Here is a 23,726-nt window from a genome sequence, read left to right on the forward strand (position 1 = left end):
GCGACCATACCGCGACGCCGCTCGGGCACCCGCTCGCGTGGTCCGGTCAGAGCGCCCTGTCCTGGATCAGCCCGCCGGACGTCCGGTCGACGACCGCACCACGAGCGAGACCGGGAGCGTCGCTCCCTGCAGTGCCCCGTCGCCGATCGCCGCGAGCAGCCGCTCCACGGCCACGGTGCCCATCAGGGCGGTCGGTGAGTGCACGGTCGTCATGGGCGTGGGCAGCTGCGCCACGACCGAGATGTTGTTGTAGCCGACGATCGACAGGTCGTCGGGCACGCGGAGGCCGCGTTGCCGTGCGGCGCCCATCACGCCGATCGCCGCGGTGTCGTTGACGGCGAAGATCGCGGTCGGCGGGTCCGACAGCGAGAGCAGCGTGTGCGCGCCGACCACGCCTCCCTCGACCTCGAAGTCGCTGTGGACGACGAGCGCGTCGTCCACGGCGAGGTCCCGCTGCTCGTGCGCCAGGCGGAACCCGGCCACCCGCTCCACGGCGGTGCTGGCGTGGCGCGGACCCGCGATGACGCCGATGCGGCGGTGCCCCAGCGCGAGCAGGTGTTCCGTGGCCATCCGGCCGCCCTCGACGTCGTCACCGACCACGGCGGGCATCCAGTCCCCGGGGTGGCGGTTCGTCGCGATGACCGGCACGGGGAGGTCCATCAGCCGAGGGTTCGGGGACGACAGGTGGAGCGAGCTGACGATGAGGCCGTCGACCTGTCGGGAGAGCAGGAAGTCGACCGCGTCCAGTTGCGCGCCCATGTCGTCCGGGGGCGTCGTGAGCAACAGCTGGTACCCGGCAGAGCGGGCGGCCGACTCGACGGACTGGCAGATCGTCGCGATGACCGTGTCGGCGAGCCGTGGCATCACGACGCCGATGGTGTTCGACCGCCGGGTCCGGAGCGATGCTGCGAGTCGGTTGGGGCGGTACCCGAGCTCGGCCGCCGCCGCGATCACCCGCTGCGCCGAGGCGCTCCACCCCTTGGTCGGCTCCGCCTGTCGGAGCACGCGGGACGCCGTCGAGATGTGCACGCCGGCGAGCGCAGCGATGGCCTGGAGGTTCACGTCACCACGACGATCCTGCTGACCGTGTCCGGCCGGGTCGTCGCTCGTACTGCCCATCCGTCGAGTCTAGGTGACAGATCGTCGTCACACCGTGCGGCGCGAACGTTTGCAGGTGCTTCGCCCGACGACAGCCCGGACGAGCCGAAACACACTGGTTACACGGTTGGACGTCGATCGAAACAGTCGACTGTCAGGATTCCGGTCAATGCAAACGATTGCACGAATTGCAGCAACGACGAGAGACGGTGTCCCATGGTGAAAGAGATCTTCGTGTCCTTCGGCGTCGACATCGACGCGGTCGCAGGCTGGCTCGGCTCCTACGGAGGGGCGGATTCCCCCTCGGACATCCAGCGCGGGATCTTCGCCGGACGGACCGGCGTCCCCCGTCTGCAGAAGGTGTTCGACCGCGCCGACATCGCAGCGACCTGGTTCATCCCCGGCCACTCGCTCGAGACCTTCCCGGACCAGTGCAAGGCCCTGTTCGACGCCGGCCACGAGATCGGTGCGCACGGGTACAGCCACGAGAACCCCGTGGCGATGACCGAAGCGCAGGAGGACGCGGTGATGGAGCGCTCGGTCGAGCTGATCACGCGACTCACGGGTCAGCAGCCGACGGGCTACGTCGCGCCGTGGTGGGAACTGAGCAGCTACACGCCGACGCTCCTGGAGAAGTTCGGGTTCAGCTACGACCACAGTCAGCAGCACAAGGACTTCGTCCCCTACTACTCGATCGTCGGCGACCAGTGGACACCGATCGACTACTCGCAGGACCCGCACACGTGGATGACGCCGCTCGTCCACGGGAGCGAGATCGACCTCGTCGAGATCGCGGCGAACTGGTACGTCGACGACCTGCCCCCGATGATGTTCATCAAGTCGAGCCCGAACAGCCACGGCTTCGTCAACCCGCGCGACGTCGAGCAGATGTGGAAGGACCAGTTCGACTGGGTGTACCGCGAACTCGACTACGCCGTCTTCCCGATCACGATCCACCCCGACGTCTCCGGCCGGCCGCAGGTCCTGCTCATGATCGAGCGGCTCATCGAGTACATCGGGGGCCACGAGGGCGTCCGGTTCGTCACGATGAACGAGATCGCCGACGACTTCCGCGTCCGCTTCCCGTTCGCGCAGCCCGAGCGCCCACGCGAGTACTGATGTGCGGCGGATGTGGCGGCAACGGCGGGCACCGTGACTGGTACGCCGCCGGTGTCGAGGACACCCCCGCGGCGCGCAAGCGGGCACAGCTCCGGCTGGCTGCCTGGGCGACCCGGCTCTTCGCGGACGATCGGATCCGCGTCCACGAGGGCCCGGGCACCGTGCGGCTCGTGATCGTCGGGCCGACCGGCAAGCGCGTCGTGGCCCAGGGCGTCGACGGGGTCCTGGACGCGGTCGAACAGGTCGGCGCCGGGCGCACGGACTGGACGGCCGTCGCCACCCGCGTCCGCAGGGCCGACCCGCGTGACGACACCGACTGGGAACACCGCAGCCTCGCCCGCGCGGTCGATCGACGAAGGGACACCCTGCCGTGACGGACCCCACGCTCCCCCGGATCGTGTACCTCGCCCTCGGCGGGACCATCGCGAGCGCCACCTCGGGCGATCCGCGCGACTGCGGCGCCGTTCCGCGGATCGCAGCCCGCGACTTCCTCGCCGGTGTGCCGGCCATCGCGCAGGTCGCACGGGTCGAGGCCCGCCAGCTCGGCATGGTGCCCTCGCCCTCGCTCGACTTCGACGACGTGCAGCGGGCGCTCGACGCCGCGCGGGACGCCGTCGGCTCCGGAGCCTCGGGCGTCGTGCTGTCGCAGGGCACGGACACCATCGAGGAGACCGCGTACCTGCTCGACCTCGCCTGGGACCGCCCCGAGCCCCTCGTGGTGACCGGAGCGATGCGCCACGCCTCCTCGCCCGGTGCGGACGGCCCGGCGAACCTGTTGGCGGCCGTGTGCGTGGCCGCGGCACCGGCAGCAGTGGGACGTGGCGTCCTCGTCGTGCTCGACGACGAGGTGCACGCCGCTGGGACGGTCCGCAAGACGCACACCTCGTCGACCGGTGCCTTCGCCTCACCGGGTTCCGGTCCGCTCGGACGGGTCACCGAGGGCTCGCCCGTCTTCCACGCTCCGGCGTCCCGAGCGCCCGCGCTCACCACACGCGTCGCACCGCTGCCTCCGGTGGCCCTGCACCGGGTCACCCTCGCCGACGACGGCCGGGTCCTGTCGACCCTGGACGGACTCGGGTACCGCGGCGCGGTCATCGAGGGCTTCGGCGGCGGGCACGTCGCCGAGCGCACGGTCGACGCCGTCCGCGCCCTCGCCGCGCAGATGCCGGTCGTGCTGGCGTCGCGGACCGGCGCCGGTGCGACGCTCACGACGACGTACGGCTTCGCGGGCGGCGAGATCGACCTGCTCGGCGCCGGACTCGTCCCCGCCGGCAACCTCGACGGCCTCAAGGCGCGTCTTCTGCTGGCTGCCCTGCTCGCCCTCGACGCCCCGGACGCCCGCATCCACGCGGCGTTCGCCGCACACGGCCGGGGCTCTCCCCCGACCGGCCACCCCTGACCGCACCCACGCTCCGCCTCCGCCCGTCAGCCCGCGCAGCGACACCGTCGCAGCGCCGCACCGCCGTACCGAGAGGAAGACCATGTCCACCACGACCATCCACGAGCCCGACGACCTCGAGCTCGCCACCGGGACGTTCCCGACGATCGGGCCGAAGGAGACCAAGCGCGGCGCGACCCTGGCGTTCTTCGCCTGGACCCTCGCCGTCTACGACTTCATCATGTTCGGCACGCTCCTCCCCCGCATCGCCGAGGACTTCGGGTGGAACGAACAGACCGCCCTGCTGGCGAACACCCTCGTGAGCGTCGGTGTCTTCGTCGTCGTCGTCCTCGTCGGTCTGTTCGTGGACCGACTCGGCCGGCGCCGCGGCATGATGATCACGATCGGCGGCGCGGCCCTGTCGTCGCTGCTGACGGCGGCGTCGACGGGGGTCGCCTCGCTCGTCGGCTTCCGGGCCCTGAGCGGCTTCGGGATGGCCGAGCAGTCGGTCAACTCCACCTACCTCAACGAGGTCTTCGCGCTCACCGAGCTCGAGGGCGTCAAGAAGCGTCGCGGCTTCTTCTACAGCCTCGTCCAGACCGGGTGGCCGATCGGCGCGCTCCTCGCCGCCGCGTTCATCGCCGGCATCAACGGGCTGTTCGGACAGGAGTCCTGGCGGCTCGCGTTCCTCATCGCCACGGTTCCGGCACTGTTCGTCCTGTTCCTGCGCAAGGGCATCAAGGAGACGCCGCAGCACCGTCTGAACACGTACCTGCGGCAGCTGCGGAAGTCCGGTCGCACCGAGGAAGCCACCGAGGTCGCCGCCCGCTTCGGCATCGCCGACGAGGGGCCGAACCCGCTGCGGGCGATCTTCGGCCGACGGTACGCACGCAACACCGTCGTGCTCTCGATCGCGTGGATCGTGAACTACTTCGGCATCACCACCACGAGCGTGCTCGGGACGACGATGCTCGAGGGCGTCAAGGGTGTCGACGCGAGCATGTCGCTGCTCATCATCGTGCTGTCGAACGTGGTCGGCGCCGCCGGCTACCTGTTCCACGGCTGGCTCGGCGACATCATCGGCCGCAAGACCACGATCGTCGTGGGCTGGGTGCTCGCGGGTGTCTGCTGGACCCTCTTCGTGCTCGGTCCGGACGACTTCGGCTACGTCCTGGTCACGTACATGCTGACGCTGTTCTTCCTGCTCGGACCGTACGCGTCGCTGCTCTTCCTGCAGGCGGAGTGCTTCGACTCGAGCTGCCGCGCCACCGGGTCCGCGTTCGTCACCGCGATGGGCCAGCCCGGCACCATCATCGGCTCGGCTGTGCTGACGGCTCTCGTCGCCGGGAGCATCGGGCTCGGCCCGGCCGCCCTCATCGTCGGTGCGGGCGGCATGGTCCTCTCCGGTCTGATCATGCTCGGGACGAAGCGCGTGGCGGTGATCGACCATTGAGCGCCACGACACCGACCGGCGTGTACTCCGAGTTCTCGGGGAGCGTGGTCGTCATCACCGGCGCCGCGAGCGGGATCGGCGCGGCCCTCGCCGTGCAGCTCGCCGAGTACGGCGCGAACATCGTCATCCCCGTGTTCGCGGGTGACCCGCACGATCCCGCACCCGTCGTCGACGCCGTCGAGGCCGCCGGGGGCAGTGCGCTGACGGTCACCGCGGACGTCCGCAGCACCGAGGACGTCGACGCCGTGTTCCAGGCGGCCGTCGACCGCTGGGGTCGCGTCGACCACGTGGTGGCGGGAGCGGGGGTCCTCCGTCGGCAGCCGCTCGACACCATGACCGACGCGGCGTGGGACGACATCCTGCAGGTGGACCTGCACGGTGTGATGCGCACGCTCCGGGCCGGTGCCCGGCACCTCGACCGGGGCGGGTCGATGGTGGCCGTGTCCTCGATCGCGGGCGGCGTGTACGGCTGGGTCGCACACAGCCACTACGCCGCGTGCAAGGCGGCGGTGATCGGCCTCGCCCGGAGTGCGGCAGCCGAGCTGGCACCGCGCGGGATCCGGGTGAACACCATCGTCCCGGGGCTCATCGAGACGCCGCAGTCCTCGGACGCCCAGAACTCGCTCGGCCCGGCAGGCCTCGCCGCCGCGGGTGCGCGGATCCCGTGGGGTCGTGTCGGCCACGCCGACGAAGCAGCCGCGGCCATCCGGTTCCTGCTCAGCCACGAGGCGCGCTACGTCACCGGGCAGGAACTCGTCGTCGACGGCGGCCTGACCATCCTGATGGCCGACTGATGCCCGACGGGACGGTGTTCGACCTCACCGGGACGACCGCCCTGGTGACGGGTGGCGCGAGCGGCATCGGTCTCGCGATCGTGGAGACCTTCGTCGCCGCCGGAGCGCGGGTCGTCGCCGCGGACCTCGACGCCGACGGCCTGGCGGACCTCGCCGAGCGGCTGGGCGTCCGGACCATCGTGCTCGACGTCACGGACGAGGACGGGGTCGAGGCCGCCGTGGCGTCGGTCGACGAGGAGTCCGGCGGGATCCAGGTCCTGGTGAACGCCGCCGGCGTGCTCACGCAGGCCCCGCTCGAGGAGCTCACCACGGCGGACTGGGCGCGCGTCATGGCGATCGACCTGACCGGGGTCTTCCTGGTGATGCGAGCAGTCGGTCGGCGGATGCTCCGCGACGGGCACGGGCGCATCATCAACCTCGCCTCCCAGCTGGCGATCAAGGGCGGCTCCGAGGTCGCGCACTACGCGGCCGCGAAGGCCGGCGTCATCGCGCTGACGAAGAGCGCCGCGATCGAGTGGAGCGGACGGGGCGTGCTCGTCAACGCGATCGCACCCGGCCCGATCGTGTCCCCGATGACGGACCGGATGACGGCGCAGTGGCGGGCGGACAAGGCCGCGGAGCTCCCGATCGGACGTTTCGGGGTCCCCGCCGAGGTCGCTCCGACCGCGCTGCTGCTCGCGTCGTCGCCAGCGGGTGACCTGTACACCGGGCAGACGCTCGGCCCGAACTCGGGTGACGTCATGCCGTGAGCACCACACGCCGGTCGGCCGCCCGGTTCCGCCGCGGCAACGGTGCGGTCTCGGTCTGCCGTCGTCACTGGCTTCCGCAGGGCCTGCACCGTTAGCCTGGCCGCATGTCCGACCTGCGCCTGGAAGAACTCTCCGCGAAGACCGCTGCCGCGGCCAACTCCCTGACGCTCAAGCCGGGCCAGGAACAGTTCGTGCAGCCGACCACCTACGGGGTCGCCGAGTCCGACGTCAAGCCGAGCTCCGCGTGGACCCGTGTCGTCCTCGACGACGACGAGGTCCTCGGCCTGATCATCGGTTCGTTCGACGCCGACAACGCGCAGGAAGAGCTGCGCAGCTGCATCTGGCGCGTCAACGTGGCGGCGAGCGCGCAGGGCCGGGGCGTCGGTCGCTTCGCCGTGCACGGTCTGGCGGACGAAGCACGCAGCCGTGGGTTCGAGCGGCTGACGGTCGTGTACGAGCCGGGCGGCGACGACAGCCCCGAGGCGTTCTTCCGCGCCGTGGGCTTCGAGGTCGTTCGTGAGACCCAGTACGGCGACCACTTCGCGGTCCTGACGCTCTAGCGTTCCCCGACGACGTACGCTCCGACGACGTGCCCCCCGACGCCGTACCGTCCGACGATGCCGCCGTCGTCGACTTCGGGGCCGCCGTCGCCGAGGTCGTGCGGATGATCCCGCCGGGTCACGTCATGACGTACGGCGACGTCGCCGCAGCCCTCGGGTCGCGGGCGTCGCGTGCCGTCGGCAAGGTGATGGCGCACGAGGGCGCCGACCTGCCGTGGTGGCGCGTGGTGCGCGCGGGTGGGCACCCGCCGCTGCACCACGAGGCCCGGGCGCTCGAGCACTACCGCGTCGAGGGGACGCCGCTCGTGCAGGGGACGACGGCCTGGAGGCTCGACATGCGTCGTGCGCGCTGGTCACCCGCCACGGACGCGGACGACCCGTTCTGATCCCCCGGCCGCGCAGGTCGGCCCGCCAGGGTGCACCGTCAGGGTCCACCGTCAGCGGTCGAAACGCGCACCCTTCGGGTTCGCGGGCAGCAGGCACAGCACGTACACGATCAGTGAGCCGAGGCCCGGCAGCACGTGCAGGAACTGCCAGAAGCCGGACAGGTTGGCGTCGTGCAGTCGTCGGGCGCCGAGGGCGAGGGACCCGATGAGCGTCGCGAGCACCCACAGCATGAACAGGTACGAGCCGACGGGGTTCTCGAGCACCGGGGTGTCCGGCGTGAACACCTGCGGCACGAGCTGCAGCACGAGCCCGATCGCGAACGACGTCAGCCACCACCACCAGAACTCGGCGCGCGATGCCCGTCCGGTGAACACGGTGTACTTCCGCCAGAACCGTCGGACGGCCTCGGTGAAGGGGGCACCGTAGAAGGGGTCGTGCAGGGCGACGCCGCCGGGCTGCACCACGCTGTCGTTGCTCATGGAGCAAGCCAACCACGTGGTGCAGCCCGTTCGGGGCCTAGACGAGCGAGTCGCGCCAGGCCGCGTGCAGCTGGGCGAACCGCCCGGTGCCGGCGATGAGGTCGGCGGGGGTGCCGTCCTCGACGATCCGGCCGTGCTCCATCACGAGCACCCGGTGGGCGATCGCGACGGTGGACAGCCGGTGCGCGATGATCACCGCGGTGCGGTCGGCGAGCAGCGTCTCCAGGCCCTCCTGCACGAGTCGCTCCGAGGGGATGTCGAGCGACGCCGTGGCCTCGTCGAGGATGAGCACCTTCGGGTCCGCGATGAAGGCCCGCGCGAACGAGAGCAGCTGCCGCTGACCCGCCGAGACACGGCCGCCGCGCTTGTTCACGTCGGTGTCGTACCCGTCGGGCAGCGCCATGATGAACTCGTGCGCGCCGACGGCCTTGGCCGACGCCTCGATCTCCTCACGCGACGCACCGGGCTTGCCGAGCGCGATGTTGTCCGCGACGGTGCCGGAGAACAGGTAAGCCTCCTGCGTGACCATGACGATCGCGCGACGCATGTCCTTCGTGTCGAGGTCGCGCAGGTCCACACCGTCGAGCTTGACCGAGCCCTGGGTCGGGTCGTAGAAGCGCGCCATGAGCTTGGCGAGCGTCGACTTGCCGGCACCGGTGGACCCGACGAGGGCGATGGTCTGCCCCGACGGGATGTGCAGGTCGAACTCCGGCAGCACGACCTTGCCCTTGTTGTAGGCGAAGACGACGTCGTCGAAGTCCATCTTCCCGGTGGCGTCCGCCAGGCGGGTGGGCTTCGCGGGGTCCGGCACGCTCGGCCGTTCCTCGAGGACACCGGAGATCTTCTCCATCGCCGCCGAGGCCGACTGGTACCCGTTGTAGAACATAGCGAGTTCCTGCGCCGGGTCGAAGAAGCGCTTGGCGTACAGCGCGACCGCGAGCAGCGCACCGACCTCGAGCGTCCCGCCGACGATCCGGAAACCACCGACGATGACGACCGCGGCGAGCGTGGCGTTGCCGATGAGCACGAGCACCGGGTCGAAGGTCCCGAACAGGTTGAACACCTTCGTGTTCGCCACCCGGTAGTCCTCGACGTAGCCGCCGTACTCGTCACGGTTGCGGGACTCCTTGCGGAACGCCTGCACCGCGCGGATGCCCGTCATCGTCTCGACGAAGTGCACGATGACGCGCGCCGAGGTGACACGGGTGGAGCGGAACAGCGTCTGCGAGTTCGTCTGGAACCAGCGGATCAGGAACCAGAGCGGCACGAGCGACACCGCGAGCACGAGCCCGGACGTCGGGTCGAGCAGCACCAGGGCCACGGCGGTGAACGCCATGTACAGCACGCCCTGGATGAGCTGGTTCAGCCCGGAGTCGAGCAGCTCCCGGATCGAGTCGAGGTCACTCGTCTGGCGCGAGATGATCCGGCCGGACGTGTAGGTCTCGTGGAACTCGAGCGAGAGCCGCTGCGTGTGCAGGAACACCCGCTTGCGCAGGTCGAACAGGATCGCCTGGCTGATCCGTGCCGCGAGCACCGTGTACCAGGCGGTGAGCACCGCACCGAGGACGGCCACGACGATGTACGTCGCGACGACCCCGAACGCCGGCACCCAGTCGTTCTGGTCCATCACCGCGGGCAGGGCGTTGTCGATGCCCCACGCGATGAGCGCCGGGCCCGCGACGGTGCCGGCGGTCGAGACCACGACCACGATCCCGAGCAGCACGAGCCGGAGCTTCAGCGGTGCGGCGAGGGACCCGAGCAGGGCGAGGGACCGGCGCCGCAGGCGCTTGCTCTCGGCCTTCGTGAAGTCCTCACGCTCCTCGCCGCGCACGCCCATGGTGGTGATCGAGGCGGTGACGGGGGCGGCAGCCTGCTCGTCCGGAGCTTCCTGCGGGACGGACGCCGCGCCTCCCGGCAGGTTCTGGTCGGTCTGCTGGCTCATGCCATCGCCTCCTGTCGTGCGGTCGCGTCGTCGTCGTCGAGCGACGAGATGACGTAGCGGTAGTGCTCGTTGGTGGCCATGAGGTCGTGGTGGGTCCCGACGGCCGTGACGACGCCGTTCTCCATCAGGGCGACCCGGTCGGCCAGCGTCACCGTCGACGGACGGTGCGCCACGATGAGCGACGTGGTGTCGGCGAGCACGCGTCGAAGGCCGGCCTCGACCCGCGCCTCGGTGTCGACGTCGAGCGCCGACAGCGGGTCGTCGAGCACCAGCACCGACGGCCGTGCGGCGATCGCGCGGGCGAGCGCCAGGCGCTGGCGCTGCCCACCGGACAGCGACAGCCCCTCTTCGCCGACCCGGGTGTCGACGCCGTCGGGCAGGTCGTCCACGAAGGACGCCTGCGCGATGTCGAGCGCCTCGCGCATGAGCGCTTCGGCCTCGGCACCCTGCACGTCCGGTCGACCGAGCAGCACGTTCTCACGCACGGTCGACGAGAACAGGGTGGCGTCCTCGAAGGCGACGCCGACGTGCCGGCGCAGCTCTTCGCGGGTGAGGTCGCGGATGTCGACCCCGTCGATCGTCACCGAACCGCCGGTCACGTCGTACAGACGCGGCACGAGCGAGAGCAGCGTCGTCTTGCCGCAGCCGGTGAGCCCGACGAGCGCCATGGTCTCGCCCGGCTGCAGCTGCAGTTCGACGCCGTTGATCAGGTCCGGGTACTGCGGTGCGGAGTCCTGGTACCGGAAGTGCACGCCGTTGAACGACAGCGCACCGTGCGGCTCCGCGATCGTCTTCGGGTGCTCCGGGTCCGTGATGGTGTTCTCGGAGTCCATGACCTCGAAGAAGCGGTCGACCGCCGTGCGGGTGTCGAACGTCATCGAGAGCAGGAAGCCGATCGACTCGATCGGGAACCGCAGCACCGTCGCCGTCGCGAAGAACGCGAACAGCTGCCCGACGCTGAGCTGCCCCTGCGACGCGAGCCAGATGCCGGCGAGCAGGCACAGCGCGAACGCGACGTCCGGCACGAGCAGCAGCCACAGCCAGATGCCCGCGATGGCCTTCGCCTTCTTGATCTCGGTGCCGCGCAGGGCCTCGGCCTGCTCGCTGAACTCCTCGAGCTTCGCGCCGCCGCGACCGAACGCCTTGAGCACGCGGATGCCGTGCACCGACTGCTCGACGCTCGTGGCGAGGTCACCGACCTGGTCCTGGCTGCGGCGTGCGACGGCGGAGTACCGGCGCTCGAACAGCAGGCCGTTGATCCACAGCGGGATCGACGCGATCAAGAAGATCAGTCCGAGGATCCACCCGAAGGTGAACAGCACGACGAAGCCGACGACGATCGTCACGATGTTCACGACGAGCAGGACGACCCCGAAGGCCAGCCAGCGCCGGATCAGCGACAGGTCCGACACGGAGCGGGACAGCAGCTGCCCGGACTCCCAGCGGTCGTGGAACGCGACCGGCAGGTCCTGCAGCTTCGCGTAGAGCGAGTTGCGCATGCTGGTCTCGATGCGGGTCGAGGGGCGCATCACCAGCCGGCGGCGCGAGGCGATGAAGAACGCCTCGAGCACACCGAGGGCGAGCACCCCGAGCCCGGCGGGCCAGATCTGTGCCGAGTCGCGCGACGACAGCGGACCGTCGACGAGCCACTGCAGCACGTAGGGGATTGCGAGCGCCACCAGGGAGGCTCCCATCGCTGCGGCCATGCCGCCGATGAGGCGCCCCTGGTAGGGCTTCACGTAGGGGTAGATCCGCGCGATCGCGCGGAAGGTGGACGGGCGCGCCGTGGTGGGCGACTTGGACATGCGTTGCGTCCTCATGCGTCTGCCGGGTCCCCGGGTCGCGCTGCGCGGTGCTTGCTCGCTGCTTGCTTGCTTGCTGCTTGCTTGCTGCTTGCTTGCTGCTTGCTTGCTGCTTGCTTGCTCGCGTCGCGCGGCTTCGGCCTGGAGGCTCGGTGTGGCGTTGCGTGGTGATCATCGGCCGGGCGCGTGGTCGCGTCTCCGCCGTCACTCGCGTGACGTCGGTCGGGCCGGAGGCACCGAGGGACAGTCGTCCCCCGGGTTCAGGCGGGTGGTTCGCGGACGCCGGTGGTGCTGCGCCGCGGGGCCGTGGGAACGGCCCGACTAGACGGCGGCCGCGGCGCGGGGCCGCGGTGCGATCAGGGATCGCCGTGCGGGAGTGGTCCCCACGACGGACACGAGACCTGCACGGGCGGCCGTCGCCACGGTTCCGGTCATGTTGTCCATCGTCACTCCAGTCGTCGTCTTCGTCACCGTTGTGTCCGCGGTGCCGCCGGTCCCGAGGGATCGTCGGCTGCCTGCCGCGGAGCCTTACAGACTATTCACAGTGACTCACGGCGCGCAATGGTTCGCCACCGATTGTTCACATCAGTGGAAGAAGTGGCGCTCGCTCGTGAAGTACATCGTGACGCCGGCGGCCTTCGCCGCGGCGATGACCTCGTCGTCGCGGACGCTGCCACCGGGCTGCGCCACCGCACGGACACCGGCGTCGAGCAGCACCTGCAGGCCGTCGGCGAACGGGAAGAACGCGTCCGACGCCGCGACGCTGCCGGTCGCACGGTCACCGGCACGGTTCACCGCGAGGTGGCAGGAGTCGACCCGGTTGACCTGGCCCATGCCGACACCGACGCTCGCGCCCTGGTTCGCCAGCAGGATGGCGTTCGACTTCACCGAACGGCTCGCACGCCACGCGAAGGCCAGGTCGGCGAGGGTCTGCTCGTCGGCGGGCTCGCCGGCGACGAGGGTCCAGGTGGCCTGGTCGAAGCCCGTGAAGCGGTCGGCGTCCTGCACCAGGAAGCCGCCGGAGATCTGCTTGACCTCGCGGTCGGCGAGCGCGAAGTCGGCCGGCAGCGTGAGCAGGCGGATGTTCTTCTTGCGCGACAGGATCTCGAGCGCCTCGGGGTCGAACCCGGGGGCGACGACGACCTCGGTGAAGATGTCCTTCACGGTCTCGGCCATGGCCACGGTGACCGGGCGGTTCGCGGCGATGACCCCACCGAACGCCGAGAGCGGGTCGCAGGCGTGCGCAGCGGCGTGGGCCGAGGCGATCGGGTCGGCGGACTCGGCCGGGGCGATCGCGATGCCGCACGGGTTCGCGTGCTTGATGATCGCGACGGCGGGCTCGTCGAAGTCGAAGGCCGCACGGACCGCTGCGTCGGCGTCGACGTAGTTGTTGTACGACATCTCCTTGCCGTGCAGCTGCGTCGCCTGCGCGATACCGGTGCCGTCCGACGTCGTGTAGAGCGCCGCGGCCTGGTGGGCGTTCTCGCCGTAGCGCAGGGTCGCCGACAGCTCGGCCTCGACCGTCAGGTGCTCGTCGAACGCACCGGGGGTCCGGATGTCGCCGGCGGTCGTCGGGGCTGCAGCGGCCGTGACGACGTCGCTCGCGAAGTAGGACGCCACCGCGGTGTCGTAGGCGGCGGTGTGCGCGAAGGCCTGGGCGGCGAGGCGCTTCCGGAGCTCGAGCGTGGTGCCGCCGGCACGGACGGCCTCGACGACCTCGGGGTAGGACGCCGGGGAGACGACGATCGCCACGTTCGGGTGGTTCTTCGCCGAGGCACGGACCATCGCGGGGCCGCCGATGTCGACGTTCTCGACCACGGTCGCGGTGTCGGCACCCGACGCCACGGTCTCGACGAACGGGTAGAGGTTCACGACGACGAGCTCGAACGGCGCGATGTCGAGGTCGGCGAGCTGCTGCTCGTGCGACTCGAGCCGCAGGTCGGCGAGCAGGCCGGCGTGCACCGACGGGTGCAGCGTCTTCACGCGGCCGTCGAGGGACTCGGGGAACCCGGTGACGCTCGCGACGTCGGTGACGGCGTAGCCCGCGTCACGGATGGTCTGCGCGGTGGAGCCGGTCGACACGATCTCCACCCCGGAGTCGGCCAGGGCGCCGGCGAGCTCGAGCAGGCCGGACTTGTCGCTCACCGAGACGAGTGCACGGCGGACCGGGACCACGTCACGGTCGCGGTCGCGGTAGAGGCTGGGGTCGGCTGCGTGCACGCTCATGCGCTCGGGGTGCCCTTCAGGTCGGTGGTGCCGTTGGCGATGTCGAGGACGGTCTGGATGAGCAGGCGGCGCTCGACCGGCTTGATGCGGTCGTGCAGCGTCGACTCGGTGTCCCCCGGCAGCACCGGGATGCGCTCCTGCGCGAGGATCGGACCCGTGTCGACGCCGTCGTCGACCGCGATGACGCTCGCACCGGTCTCGGTGACCCCGGCGGCCAGGGCGTCCCGCACGCCGTGGGCGCCGGGGAACTCGGGCAGGTACGCCGGGTGGGTGTTGATGATCCCCGGGGCGAACTCGGACACCACGGCCGGGGGCAGCAGGCGCATCAGGCCGGAGAGGACGAGCAGGTCGGGCGACCACGGGCGGATCTGCTCCGCCAGGGCCTGGCCCCACTCGGCGCGGGAGTCGTAGCGGGTGAACGGCACCGTGAAGGTCGGGATCGAGAACTCCTCGCCCAGGCCGAGACCCTCGGCGTCACGGTCGGCACCGATGGCGACGACACGGGCGGGGTACTCGGCGTCGAAGGTCGCTTCGAGCAGGGCTCGGAGGTTCGACCCGGTACCGGAGATCAGGACGACCAGTTCGAGCACGGCACCAACCCTACCGGCAGGCACGCACGCGACGGGCGCTGTTACCGGTCGTCCTTCGGCTGCCGCCACCAGGGCAGCTCGTCCTCGGGGATCTGGTCGGTGACGTCCCACTTCGCCGGGCGGGACGGCTCCGCCGGCTTCGAGGCGGGCGCTCGGGTGTCGGGCGCGACGTCCACGCGGTCCGCCTCGGCCGTCTCGTCGACGTCATCGCGGCCGGCCACGAACTCCTCGGTGCTCCACGGGAACGCGGGCTGGGCGTCGGTCGGCACCGGGGTGGGTGCGGGGGCTGCGGGCTGCTCGGGGCTGGGTCGATACGGCTCGGCGTCGGAGCCGGTCACGCGGTCGCGGAGTGCACCGGCTCGTCCCCGGACCCCTTCGGCCGCGCCGGCCAGGCGGTCGCGGAGGCCACCCAGGGCTGCTCGTCCGGCACTGCGGCGCTCCGGGTCGGGCTCGGCGGCCAGACGGTCGGCGGCCACCGCGTCGGTCTTCGCCCAGTCGGGGAGCTCGACGTCGTGGTCGGTGTCGCCGGCACGCGGTGCGACGGGCGCGGGTGCGGAGGCGGGTCGTGCGGGCGCGGAGGCGGGCCGTGCGGGTGCGGAGGCGGGCTCACTGCTGACCGGCTCGGTCACGTGTTCGGTCGTCGCGCGGGGCCGTGCAGCGGTCGACCCGTCGTGGGACTCCTCGACCACGAAGCGGTGCACGTCGGTGGTGCGCCCGGCGCCGGCCTGGTCGAGCGCGGCGAGCAGGGACCCCTCGCCGACGTCGACCCCGGCGCGCGCCGTGTCGTGGGCATCCTCGGGTTCGTCGGCCTCGGTCCAGCGCTCTCGCGTCCATCCGCGGTCCGGCAGCCGGACCAGGTCACTGCCCGCGGCGAGGGCGATGATCGCCGGCAGGCCGATCTCGAGTGCGGCGAACCCGCCGACCGCGAGGGCGTGCGGACCGACGTCGGCAAGGCGCCCGGGGCCGAACGAACCGGAGGACACCCAGGCGATGAGCCCCGTGAGCACCCCGGCCACGAGTCCTGCGACGACACCGCCGAGCGCACGGTGCAGCGCGGAGTCGGCGGCGCCCAGGGCCCGCACCAACCGCGGCCGCATCGAGCCGCCGATCGCGAACCCGGCGATGACCGGCACGAGGATCCAGACGAGCCCGAAGGTGTGACCAGAGGTCGGCAGCGCGCCGAAGACCGGCAGCCCGGGGATCGGGCCCAGGGTCGTGGCGATCGGGGACACGCTCGACCCGGTGCCGATGGCGAACCCGGGGCCGATCAGCCACGAGGTCGCCCACCCGACGAAGTCCGGCAGGAAGGCGAGCTGTCCGACGGTGAGTGCGACGCCGCCGATGACCCCGGCGTGCGACTGCTCGTACAGGGTGATGACCTCGGCGAACGAGGTGAAGAGGAGCAGGCCGACGAGCACCGCGGCAACCCCGACGACCACGGCGGTCGCGGCGGTCCCGGCGCGCAGGCCGAACCCGGCGACGGTCCGCCAGACGGCGGGGATGCGGTCGACCAGGTCGATGACCCGCTGGGTGCCGGCGTCGGCGGGCAGGTCACGGCGACGACGGCAGACCTCGGAAGCGGCGAGTGCAGGGATCCCGAACCAGAGCGCCGGCAGCACCACGGCCTGCCAGAGCGTGGGGCGGGTGGCAGCCGAGGTCGACGACAGTGCGACGGCCAGACCGAGGAGCGCGACGACGGCGGTCCCGACCAGCAGCCCGGTGGTGCGGTGCTCGGTCTCCGCGAACCGACGTCCGGCGCGGGCGCCGAGCCAGGCCGTCACGACCGCGAACCCGAGGGCCGCCAGGGTCACGTGGATGGGGTCGGCTGCGCCGCTGACCCCGGTGCTCTTGGCGAGTGCTGATCCGAGCAGGAACGAGACGTCGACGCCGTGCCCGACGAGCCAGACGCTGCCGGTGGCCTTCCAGAACACGTCCCAGTCGACCTGCAGGCCGTACTCGAACCCCCAGAGCAGCGTCAGGGGCACGAGGGCGATCCCGATGCCGACGCCGACCGTCACGACCGCCTCGATCGCGGCGAGCAGAGCGGTTCCCAGGCGGTTCATCGCAGCGAGGATACGTGCCCCTCGCGCGGCCGCCCCGGAGCCGCGCGGCTGCCGACGCAAAACACCGGTGTTCGCAGGACGAACACGCGCAGGACGCGGTTCAACCGACGAACACCGGTGTTTTGCGGAACGGGCTGGCCGCTAGCGAGCGGCGACGACCTCGCGCAGCAGCGCGGCGGTCTCGGACGGCGTCTTGCCGACCTTGACGCCGGCGGCCTCGAGCGCCTGCTTCTTCGCCTCGGCGGTCCCGGCCGAACCGGACACGATCGCGCCGGCGTGGCCCATCGTCTTCCCCTCGGGAGCGGTGAAGCCCGCGACGTAGCCGACGACGGGCTTCGTGACGTGCGCCTTGATGAACTCGGCCGCACGCTCTTCGGCGTCGCCACCGATCTCACCGATCATCACGATGGCCTCGGTCTCGGGGTCGGCCTCGAACGCGGCGAGCGCGTCGATGTGCGTGGTGCCGATGACCGGGTCGCCGCCGATGCCGATGGCGGTCGAGAAGCCCAGGTCTCGGAGCTCGTACATCATCTGGTAGGTCAGGGTGCCGGACTTCGAGACGAGCCCGATCGGGCCCTTCCCGGTGATCGTCGCCGGGGTGATGCCGACGAGGGACTCCCCCGGGGTGATGATGCCGGGGCAGTTCGGCCCGATGATCCGGGTCGTGCCGCCCTTCGCCTTGGCGTGCGCCCAGAACTCGGCCGAGTCCTGCACGGGGATGCCCTCGGTGATGACGACGACGAGCGGGATCTCGGCGTCGATGGCTTCCATGACCGCGTCCTTCGCGAACGCCGGCGGGACGAAGACGATCGAGACGTCGGCGCCGGTGGTGTCGATGGCCTCGCGCACCGAGCCGAAGACCGGCAGCGACACGTCGCCGTGGGTGACGGTGGTGCCGGCCTTGCGGGCGTTCACGCCGCCGACGACGTTCGTGCCGGCCTTGAGCATCAGGGCGGTGTGCTTCGTGCCCTCGCCACCGGTGATGCCCTGGACGATGACCTTGGAGTCCTTGTTGAGGAAGATCGACATGGTCAGTCCCTTCAGGCCGCTGCGGCGGCGAGTTCGGCGGCCTTCTCGGCCGCATCGTCCATGGTCGCGGCGACGGTGACGAGCGGGTGCGCTGCCTCCGCCAGGATCCGGCGACCCTCTTCCACGTTGTTGCCGTCGAGGCGCACGACGAGCGGCTTGGTGGCCGCGTCGCCGAGGATGCCGAGCGCGGCGACGATGCCGTTCGCGACGGCGTCGCAGGCGGTGATGCCGCCGAAGACGTTCACGAAGACGCTCTTCACCTGCGGGTCGCCGAGGATGACGTCGAGGCCGTTGGCCATGACCTCGGCCGAGGCGCCGCCGCCGATGTCGAGGAAGTTGGCGGGCTTCACGCCGCCGTGGCGCTCACCGGCGTAGGCGACGACGTCGAGCGTCGACATGACGAGCCCCGCGCCGTTGCCGATGACGCCGACCTGGCCGTCGAGCTTGACGTAGTTCAGCCCGTGGGCCTTCGCCTTGGCCTCGAGCGGGTCCTCGCTGGCGGTGTCCTCGAGGTCCTTGTGGCCCTCGTGGCGGAAGTCGGCGTTCTCGTCGAGCGAGACCTTGCCGTCGAGTGCGAGGATCTGGCCGTCGCCGGTGCGGACGAGGGGGTTCACCTCGACGAGGGTCGCGTCCTCGCCCTTGTAGACGTCGTAGAGCTTGACGAAGACGTCGGCGACGGCGTCCTGCAGCTCCGATGGGAAGTTCGCCTGCCGAGCGATCTCGAGCGCGGCGGCCTTGTCGATGCCCGTCAGCGGGTCGACCTCGACCCGGGCGAGCGCCTCGGGCTTCTCGACGGCGAGCTGCTCGATCTCCATGCCGCCCTCGACGCTGGTGAGCGAGAGGTAGGAGCGGTTGGCCCGGTCGAGCAGCACGGAGAAGTAGAACTCCTCGGCGATGTCCGCACCCTGGGCGACCATGACGCGCTGGACGGTGTGGCCCTTGATGTCGAGGCCGAGGATGGCCTGCGCGTGCTCGAACGCCTCGTCCGGGGTCTTCGCGACCTTCACGCCGCCGGCCTTGCCGCGACCGCCGACCTTCACCTGCGCCTTGACGACCACGACGCCACCGATCTTCTCGGCCGCCGCCTTCGCCTGCTCGGGGGTGTCGGCGATGATCCCCTGCAACACGGGGACGCCGTAGGACTCGAAGAGGTCCCTGGCCTGATACTCGAAAAGATCCACGCTGTTCTTCTTCCCGCACGGTTCGTGCGATCGGCATCGGTTTCCCGGTCGCGCACTCCACATCGAGGGTCGCTCGATGTCGAGACAACGGCCGCCACGCAGCCTAGCGCTGCTCGGTGGACGGCCGGTGCACGGATGCCAGGCCCCGGTCCGCCCCGACGCGCATGAGCCGCTGCGCGCACCGCTGGGACCGGCCCGAGCTGGCGCTCGGCACTGTGGATCGGTGCAACCCGAACTCCGTACCCGCGCCACCGAGGTCTTCGGCTGGAAGCTCCGCCCCGACCAGGAGTCCGTCATCGACGCGGTGCTCGAGGGCCGCGACGCCCTGGCGGTCATGCCCACCGGATCGGGCAAGTCCGCGATCTACCAGGTCGCCGGCCTCGGACTGGACGGCCTCGTCGTGGTCGTCTCCCCGCTCGTGGCGCTGCAGGAGGACCAGGTGGTCGGGCTCGAGCACCATCCCGACGCCCCCCGAGCCGTCGCCCTGAACGCCACGAAGAAGGCACGGGACGTCGCCGACGCGTGGGACGCCGTCGCCGCGGGCGAGGTCGGCTACGTGTTCCTGGCCCCCGAGCAGCTGGTGAAGGACGACGTGCTCGAGCGACTCCGCGACGCCGGGGTCGCGCTGGTCGCCGTCGACGAGGCGCACTGCATCTCGTCGTGGGGTCATGACTTCCGACCGGACTACCTGGCGCTCGGCGAGGTCGCGGAGCGCCTGGGCCGACCGCCGGTGCTCGCCCTGACCGCGACGGGCTCCGCTCCGGTCCGGGACGACATCGTCGAGCGGCTCGGCATGCGCGACCCGTTCGTGCTCGCCTCGGGGTTCGACCGTCCCGGTATCCGGCTCGAGGTAGTGCGGCACGCCGAGGACGCCGAGAAGCGCCAGGCCGTGGTCGACCAGGTCGCCGAGCTCGACGGGCCGACCGTCGTCTACGTCGCCACCCGCGCGGCGACGACGGAGTACGCCGACGCCCTCGCCGCCCGCGGTCGTCGTGCGCAGCCGTACCACGCCGGCATGCGGGTGGCGGAGCGCGAGGCCGTGCACACCGGGTTCCTGGACGGCGACGTCGACGTGGTGGTCGCGACGAGTGCCTTCGGCATGGGCATCGACAAGCCCGACGTCCGGTACGTCGTGCACGCCGACGTCCCCGAGTCGATCGACGCCTACTACCAGGAGATCGGGCGGGCCGGGCGGGATGCCGAACCGGCCGGCGCCACCCTGCACTACCGCGCCGAGGACTTCGGCCTGCGCACGTTCTTCGCGTCCGGCTCGCCGCGGCCCGCCTCGGTCCGGGCCGTGTTCGACGCCGTCCCGGCGACCGGCTCGATCGCCCGCTCCGCACTGGTGGAGGCCGCCGGCCTGTCGGCCCGCACCGCCGGTCGAGCACTCAACGCCCTGCTCGACGCCGGTGCCCTGCGCGACGACGTGGACGGTGTCTCCCGGGTGCCCGACGGCCCGCAGGACGCCGACCGTGCGGCACGTGCGACAGCCGACCGTGCCGCTGAACGGGAACGGGTCGAGGAGTCCCGCATCGCGATGATGCGCCAGCTCGCCGAGACGACCGGGTGCCGCCGGCAGTTCCTGCTCGGCTACTTCGGCGACGAGCTGCCGGAGCCGTGCGGCAACTGCGACACCTGCTCGTCCGGCACCGCGCGCGACGCCTCTGCCCACGTCGCCGACGGCGCGAACGACGCCGCGTGGCCGCCGGACGCCCGCGTCGAGCACGCCGAGTGGGGCACGGGCGTGGTGATGAGCACGGAAGAGGACCGCATCACGGTGTTCTTCGAGTCCGCCGGCTACCGCACCCTCGCACTCGCCGACGTCGAGGAACGCGACCTGCTCGAACGCGTCTGACAGCGGCCCGGCCGGCCCGGGCGGGGAAGGCGCGGTCGCTCGACCACCCGTCGGCGACCGCGCTCCACTCCCCCGAGCATCGGCGATGCTGCCGTGGCGGTGTGACCGGAAGGTGACGCCCGGGTGAACACGACACGAAACCGGACAGCCGCCAAGCGCCGGCGGGTAGGCAGGAAGCCCGCAACGGAAAGGAACCACCATGAGCGACCCCGGCATCAGCCCCGTCGACGACTTCGAGTCCCAGCAGCGTCGCGACGACGACATCGACCGTGAGCACGTCGGCCCGTACGAGGTGGACGAGGCCGAGGAGTCCCTCGAGACGGTGACGAACGACGCGGTCGCCGGCGAGACGGTGGAGCCGCAGCCCGGTGACGGATCCGACGACGGTCCGACCGGTGGCTCCCCGCGCGAGGGCTCGCCCGACCTGTGGGAGCACGAGAACGAGCAGGACGAGGACCGCGCCGACCTCGGCAACGACCTCGGCACGAAGCCGCTCTGAGCGCTGACCTGATCAGGCTCCCCCGGAACACGGCTCGGTAGCATCGGGCCGTGTTCCGACGAGTCCGCTCCAGCGTCCGCAGCATGCCCTCGGCAGCGCGGCTGCTGGCGGTCGCGGCGATGCTGCTGGTCGCCGCCGCGGCACACCTCGCCGCCCGCTCGGAGCCCGGTGGCCGCTGGGTCCCGCTCCTCGTCGTCGGTGTCGTCGGTGCGGTCGTCACCGGATCACCGACCCGCCTCTGGCCGCTCCCCGCGATCTGGCTCGTCGCGACGCTCCTCGCCCTGACCGGTGATGCACCCGTCGACACCTCGTCCGCACTGGTCGCCCTGGTCGTCGGCGCGGTCGCACTCCTGGCGGCGATCGCCGTGGATCTGCGCCCCGTCCTGCGGGCGCGACGCCGACGGGGTGCGGCGTGACCACCCCACGGCCTGGAGGCGCGACGCACGACCCGCACCGTGCCTCCCGTCCGCATGCTGGGCGCGTCCACGACCGTCACCTGCGTCGGTTCCTCGCCGACAGCACCCCCGTGGCCGCGGGCGGCCGCGCCATCCTGCTGCAGATCGCCGACCCGGTCGTCGCGGCCGGTGTCCGACGGCACTCGGACTTCGCCCGGCGACCCCAGCAGCGGCTCGCGCACACCCTGATGTTCGTCTACGCCGTCGTCATCGGCACCGAGACCGACTCGGCGACCGCGGCCGGCTTCGTCAACCGTGCGCACCGGCCCGTCGCCGGCGCCGACGACGTCGACCGGCAGCTCTGGGTGGCCGCGACCCTGTTCGACTCCGCCCGTCGGGCGCACGACCTGTTCGGCACACGCGTCTCCGCGGCCCGCGCCGAGCAGGTCCTCGCCGCCTACGCCCCGATCGCGACCGCGCTGCGGGTGCCGCCGGAGCGTTGGCCGACCTCGGTGGCGGCGTTCGACCGGTACTGGCAGCAGACGCTCGACGGACTCGAGGTCACCGACGACGCCCGCGGGGTCGTCCGTGACCTGCTGCACCCGCGGTTCGCGCCGCTGTGGGTGCGGGCGGCGATGCCCCTCGTCCGCATCGTGACCGTGGGGATGCTGCCGGAACGGGTGCGCACGGCGTACGGCTTCGCGTGGGGGCCGCGGGAGGAACGGCGCTTCCGGCGCACCGTCCGGGTGGCGGCCGGGGTGCGCGCGCTGGTGCCGGGGGCCCTGCTGCGGCTGCCGGGGCCGCTGCTGCTGCGGGCGATGCGGCGGACCGCGAGGCGACACGCCACGGTACGGTAGCGGGCATGTCGGTCGACCACTTCGCCATCACGGTCCCGCGGTCCTGGTTCGAGCTCCCGGTCGAACCGGAACGCCGCGACGACCGGATCAGCGCCCTCGTACAGGAACGCATCGAGGACCACCGGGAACTGTGGGACCACCGCACCGAGATCGTCCGGGTGCTCCGCCGGTTCGCCCGCTCGGCGTGGGACAGCGGCGCGCGGTACTGCGCCGCGTTCGCCGAGCCGAGCGAGGACGGCATCGTCTCCGGTGCGCTCACCGTGACGGTCCTGCCCGCGCCCGAGGCCGGCGGCGACCCGCTCGCCGCGCTCACCGACCACGTCGCAGCACTCGGCGGTGACGACGACGGCATGCACGTCGACGTGCACGAGGTCCCCCGCGTCGGCCGGGTGCCGCGCGTCTGGGGTGTCTCGACGGTGCAGGCACCGGACGGCCGCGGGTCGTTCGACGTCGTGCTCATGCAGACGTTCGTGCCCGCCGGCGACCAGGTTGCCCTGGTCAGCGTCTCGTCGCCCGCGACCGACCTGGCCGAGCCCCTGTACGAACTGTTCGAGACCGTGACCGACACCTTCGAGCTCATCGACTCCGCCGCGGTCGGCAGCGAGGCGTCCTGATGCGCCTCTGGCCGTTCCGGAAGAAGCGCAAGGTCGTCGAACCCGTCGTCGAGCGGGTCGGCGAGCGTGACCTGGCACAGATGGCACAGCGTGGCGAGCTCGCCCGGTCGGTCACCACGCCACCGCCGGCTCCGCGTGCGAGTGCCGACCGGGTCCGGGCGACCGTGGCGCAGCTGCCCGGCCGACCGCTCGGGTCGTCCGGCGGCACCACCGCCCGTCGTGACGCCGCCCCCGCCCGCCAGGCAGCGGCTGCCGTGCTCGTCCTCGACGGTGCCCAGCGGGTGACCGTGTCGGGTGGAGGGCTGATCGGCCGTGACCCCGCGAGCGCCCACCCGGACGGCGGTCACGCCCACATGATCGCTCTGGAGGACCCGGAGCGGCTGCTCAGCCGCACCCACCTGGAGTTCGGGTTCGGTGCCGAGGGCTCCCTCTGGGTGCTCGACACCGCTTCGGCGAACGGCGTCGAGCTGCAGCGCCCGGGGTTCCCCGCGGCGATGCTCGTGCCGTCGCAGCGCACGACCGTGCAGCCCGGCGACACCGTGGTGTTCGGCGGGCACACGCTCCGCGCGGAACCCGCCGTCGGACTCGTCAGCGAGACGCCGCTGGGCTGAGCAGGCCCCGGACCGGGCCGGCTCCCGGGTGCGCAGGCTCCGGGC

General features: G+C 71.6%; 23 protein-coding genes. 14 read left to right on the top strand and 9 right to left on the bottom strand.

Annotation, left to right across the window (positions count from 1 at the left end):
* Nucleotides 1-66 precede the first annotated feature (66 nt).
* A complete protein-coding gene (locus DEJ11_RS16255; protein WP_220038307.1) occupies nt 67-1,119 on the bottom strand; it encodes a LacI family DNA-binding transcriptional regulator in 1,053 nt (350 codons plus the stop codon).
* Between the two features lie 195 nt (nt 1,120-1,314).
* Here DEJ11_RS16255 and DEJ11_RS16260 point away from each other — a divergent pair, with 195 nt between their 5' ends.
* From DEJ11_RS16260 to DEJ11_RS16295, 8 genes are all read left to right on the top strand, one after another.
* Complete coding sequence (locus DEJ11_RS16260; protein ID WP_111024790.1) at nt 1,315-2,217, top strand: polysaccharide deacetylase family protein; 903 nt, start codon at nt 1,315-1,317, stop codon at nt 2,215-2,217.
* A complete protein-coding gene (locus DEJ11_RS16265) occupies nt 2,217-2,591 on the top strand; it encodes a hypothetical protein (protein ID WP_111102546.1) in 375 nt (124 codons plus the stop codon). Before DEJ11_RS16260 ends, DEJ11_RS16265 begins: the two co-directional genes overlap by 1 nt.
* Nucleotides 2,588-3,616, top strand: a complete 1,029-nt coding sequence (locus DEJ11_RS16270; protein WP_111102548.1) for an asparaginase — start codon at nt 2,588-2,590, stop codon at nt 3,614-3,616. Before DEJ11_RS16265 ends, DEJ11_RS16270 begins: the two co-directional genes overlap by 4 nt.
* A gap of 82 nt (nt 3,617-3,698) precedes the next feature.
* Nucleotides 3,699-5,048, top strand: coding sequence for an MFS transporter (locus tag DEJ11_RS16275; protein ID WP_111102550.1), 1,350 nt, complete (start codon nt 3,699-3,701; stop codon nt 5,046-5,048).
* Nucleotides 5,045-5,842 carry an SDR family NAD(P)-dependent oxidoreductase gene (locus DEJ11_RS16280; protein WP_217499762.1) on the top strand — a complete coding sequence of 266 codons (798 nt, stop codon included), beginning with the start codon at nt 5,045-5,047 and terminating at the stop codon, nt 5,840-5,842. Before DEJ11_RS16275 ends, DEJ11_RS16280 begins: the two co-directional genes overlap by 4 nt.
* Complete coding sequence (locus tag DEJ11_RS16285) at nt 5,842-6,591, top strand: SDR family NAD(P)-dependent oxidoreductase (protein WP_111102552.1); 750 nt, start codon at nt 5,842-5,844, stop codon at nt 6,589-6,591. Before DEJ11_RS16280 ends, DEJ11_RS16285 begins: the two co-directional genes overlap by 1 nt.
* Nucleotides 6,592-6,695: 104 nt before the next feature.
* Nucleotides 6,696-7,151, top strand: coding sequence for a GNAT family N-acetyltransferase (locus DEJ11_RS16290; RefSeq protein ID WP_027466669.1), 456 nt, complete (start codon nt 6,696-6,698; stop codon nt 7,149-7,151).
* A 29-nt stretch (nt 7,152-7,180) separates the two neighbouring features.
* Complete coding sequence (locus tag DEJ11_RS16295) at nt 7,181-7,537, top strand: MGMT family protein (protein ID WP_111102555.1); 357 nt, start codon at nt 7,181-7,183, stop codon at nt 7,535-7,537.
* 51 nt (nt 7,538-7,588) lie between these two features.
* Here the strand turns inward: DEJ11_RS16295 and DEJ11_RS16300 are convergent, their stop codons facing one another.
* The 8 genes from DEJ11_RS16300 to sucC form a co-directional block, all read right to left on the bottom strand.
* Nucleotides 7,589-8,017 carry a DUF805 domain-containing protein gene (locus DEJ11_RS16300; RefSeq protein WP_110863162.1) on the bottom strand — a complete coding sequence of 143 codons (429 nt, stop codon included), beginning with the start codon at nt 8,015-8,017 and terminating at the stop codon, nt 7,589-7,591.
* 37 nt (nt 8,018-8,054) lie between these two features.
* Entirely contained in the window at nt 8,055-9,854 is a 1,800-nt protein-coding gene (locus DEJ11_RS16305; RefSeq protein WP_111102660.1) for an ABC transporter ATP-binding protein, read from the bottom strand.
* A 101-nt stretch (nt 9,855-9,955) separates the two neighbouring features.
* Nucleotides 9,956-11,764 carry an ABC transporter ATP-binding protein gene (locus DEJ11_RS16310; protein ID WP_027466673.1) on the bottom strand — a complete coding sequence of 603 codons (1,809 nt, stop codon included), beginning with the start codon at nt 11,762-11,764 and terminating at the stop codon, nt 9,956-9,958.
* 582 nt (nt 11,765-12,346) lie between these two features.
* Nucleotides 12,347-13,987, bottom strand: a complete 1,641-nt coding sequence (gene purH, locus DEJ11_RS16315) for a bifunctional phosphoribosylaminoimidazolecarboxamide formyltransferase/IMP cyclohydrolase (protein ID WP_111102557.1) — start codon at nt 13,985-13,987, stop codon at nt 12,347-12,349.
* Nucleotides 13,984-14,577: a phosphoribosylglycinamide formyltransferase gene (gene purN / locus DEJ11_RS16320; RefSeq protein ID WP_111102559.1), complete on the bottom strand. Its 594-nt coding sequence runs from the start codon at nt 14,575-14,577 to the stop codon at nt 13,984-13,986. The genes purH and purN overlap by 4 nt, the downstream gene beginning before the upstream one ends.
* A 41-nt stretch (nt 14,578-14,618) precedes the next feature.
* The gene (locus DEJ11_RS16325; protein ID WP_111102561.1) at nt 14,619-16,640 is read right to left on the bottom strand and encodes a cell division protein PerM; all 2,022 of its coding nucleotides are present in this window, start codon (nt 16,638-16,640) and stop codon (nt 14,619-14,621) included.
* Nucleotides 16,641-16,781: 141 nt separating this feature from the next.
* On the bottom strand, nt 16,782-17,669 hold the full coding sequence (gene sucD / locus DEJ11_RS16330; protein ID WP_071404667.1) for a succinate--CoA ligase subunit alpha: 888 nt from the start codon (nt 17,667-17,669) through the stop codon (nt 16,782-16,784).
* 11 nt (nt 17,670-17,680) lie between these two features.
* Entirely contained in the window at nt 17,681-18,850 is a 1,170-nt protein-coding gene (gene sucC / locus DEJ11_RS16335) for an ADP-forming succinate--CoA ligase subunit beta (RefSeq protein WP_111024796.1), read from the bottom strand.
* Nucleotides 18,851-19,073: 223 nt separating this feature from the next.
* Between sucC and DEJ11_RS16340 the strand changes: the two genes are divergently transcribed.
* The 6 genes from DEJ11_RS16340 (at nt 19,074) to DEJ11_RS16365 (ending at nt 23,681) form a co-directional block, all read left to right on the top strand.
* On the top strand, nt 19,074-20,705 hold the full coding sequence (locus tag DEJ11_RS16340; protein ID WP_111102563.1) for a RecQ family ATP-dependent DNA helicase: 1,632 nt from the start codon (nt 19,074-19,076) through the stop codon (nt 20,703-20,705).
* Nucleotides 20,706-20,904: 199 nt separating this feature from the next.
* Nucleotides 20,905-21,204 (top strand): hypothetical protein, encoded by a 300-nt coding sequence (locus tag DEJ11_RS16345; protein ID WP_035809242.1) that lies wholly within the window; start codon nt 20,905-20,907, stop codon nt 21,202-21,204.
* Nucleotides 21,205-21,254: 50 nt separating this feature from the next.
* A complete protein-coding gene (locus tag DEJ11_RS16350) occupies nt 21,255-21,620 on the top strand; it encodes a hypothetical protein (RefSeq protein ID WP_146249995.1) in 366 nt (121 codons plus the stop codon).
* Nucleotides 21,617-22,456, top strand: a complete 840-nt coding sequence (locus DEJ11_RS16355) for an oxygenase MpaB family protein (RefSeq protein ID WP_111102568.1) — start codon at nt 21,617-21,619, stop codon at nt 22,454-22,456. Before DEJ11_RS16350 ends, DEJ11_RS16355 begins: the two co-directional genes overlap by 4 nt.
* A gap of 5 nt (nt 22,457-22,461) precedes the next feature.
* Nucleotides 22,462-23,070: a hypothetical protein gene (locus DEJ11_RS16360; protein ID WP_071404663.1), complete on the top strand. Its 609-nt coding sequence runs from the start codon at nt 22,462-22,464 to the stop codon at nt 23,068-23,070.
* Nucleotides 23,070-23,681 carry an FHA domain-containing protein gene (locus DEJ11_RS16365; RefSeq protein ID WP_111054131.1) on the top strand — a complete coding sequence of 204 codons (612 nt, stop codon included), beginning with the start codon at nt 23,070-23,072 and terminating at the stop codon, nt 23,679-23,681. Before DEJ11_RS16360 ends, DEJ11_RS16365 begins: the two co-directional genes overlap by 1 nt.
* The last annotated feature ends 45 nt before the right edge of the window (nt 23,682-23,726 follow it).

The sequence above is a fragment of the Curtobacterium sp. MCLR17_058 genome, assembly GCF_003234705.2.
Classification (GTDB): Bacteria; Actinomycetota; Actinomycetes; order Actinomycetales; family Microbacteriaceae; genus Curtobacterium; species Curtobacterium flaccumfaciens.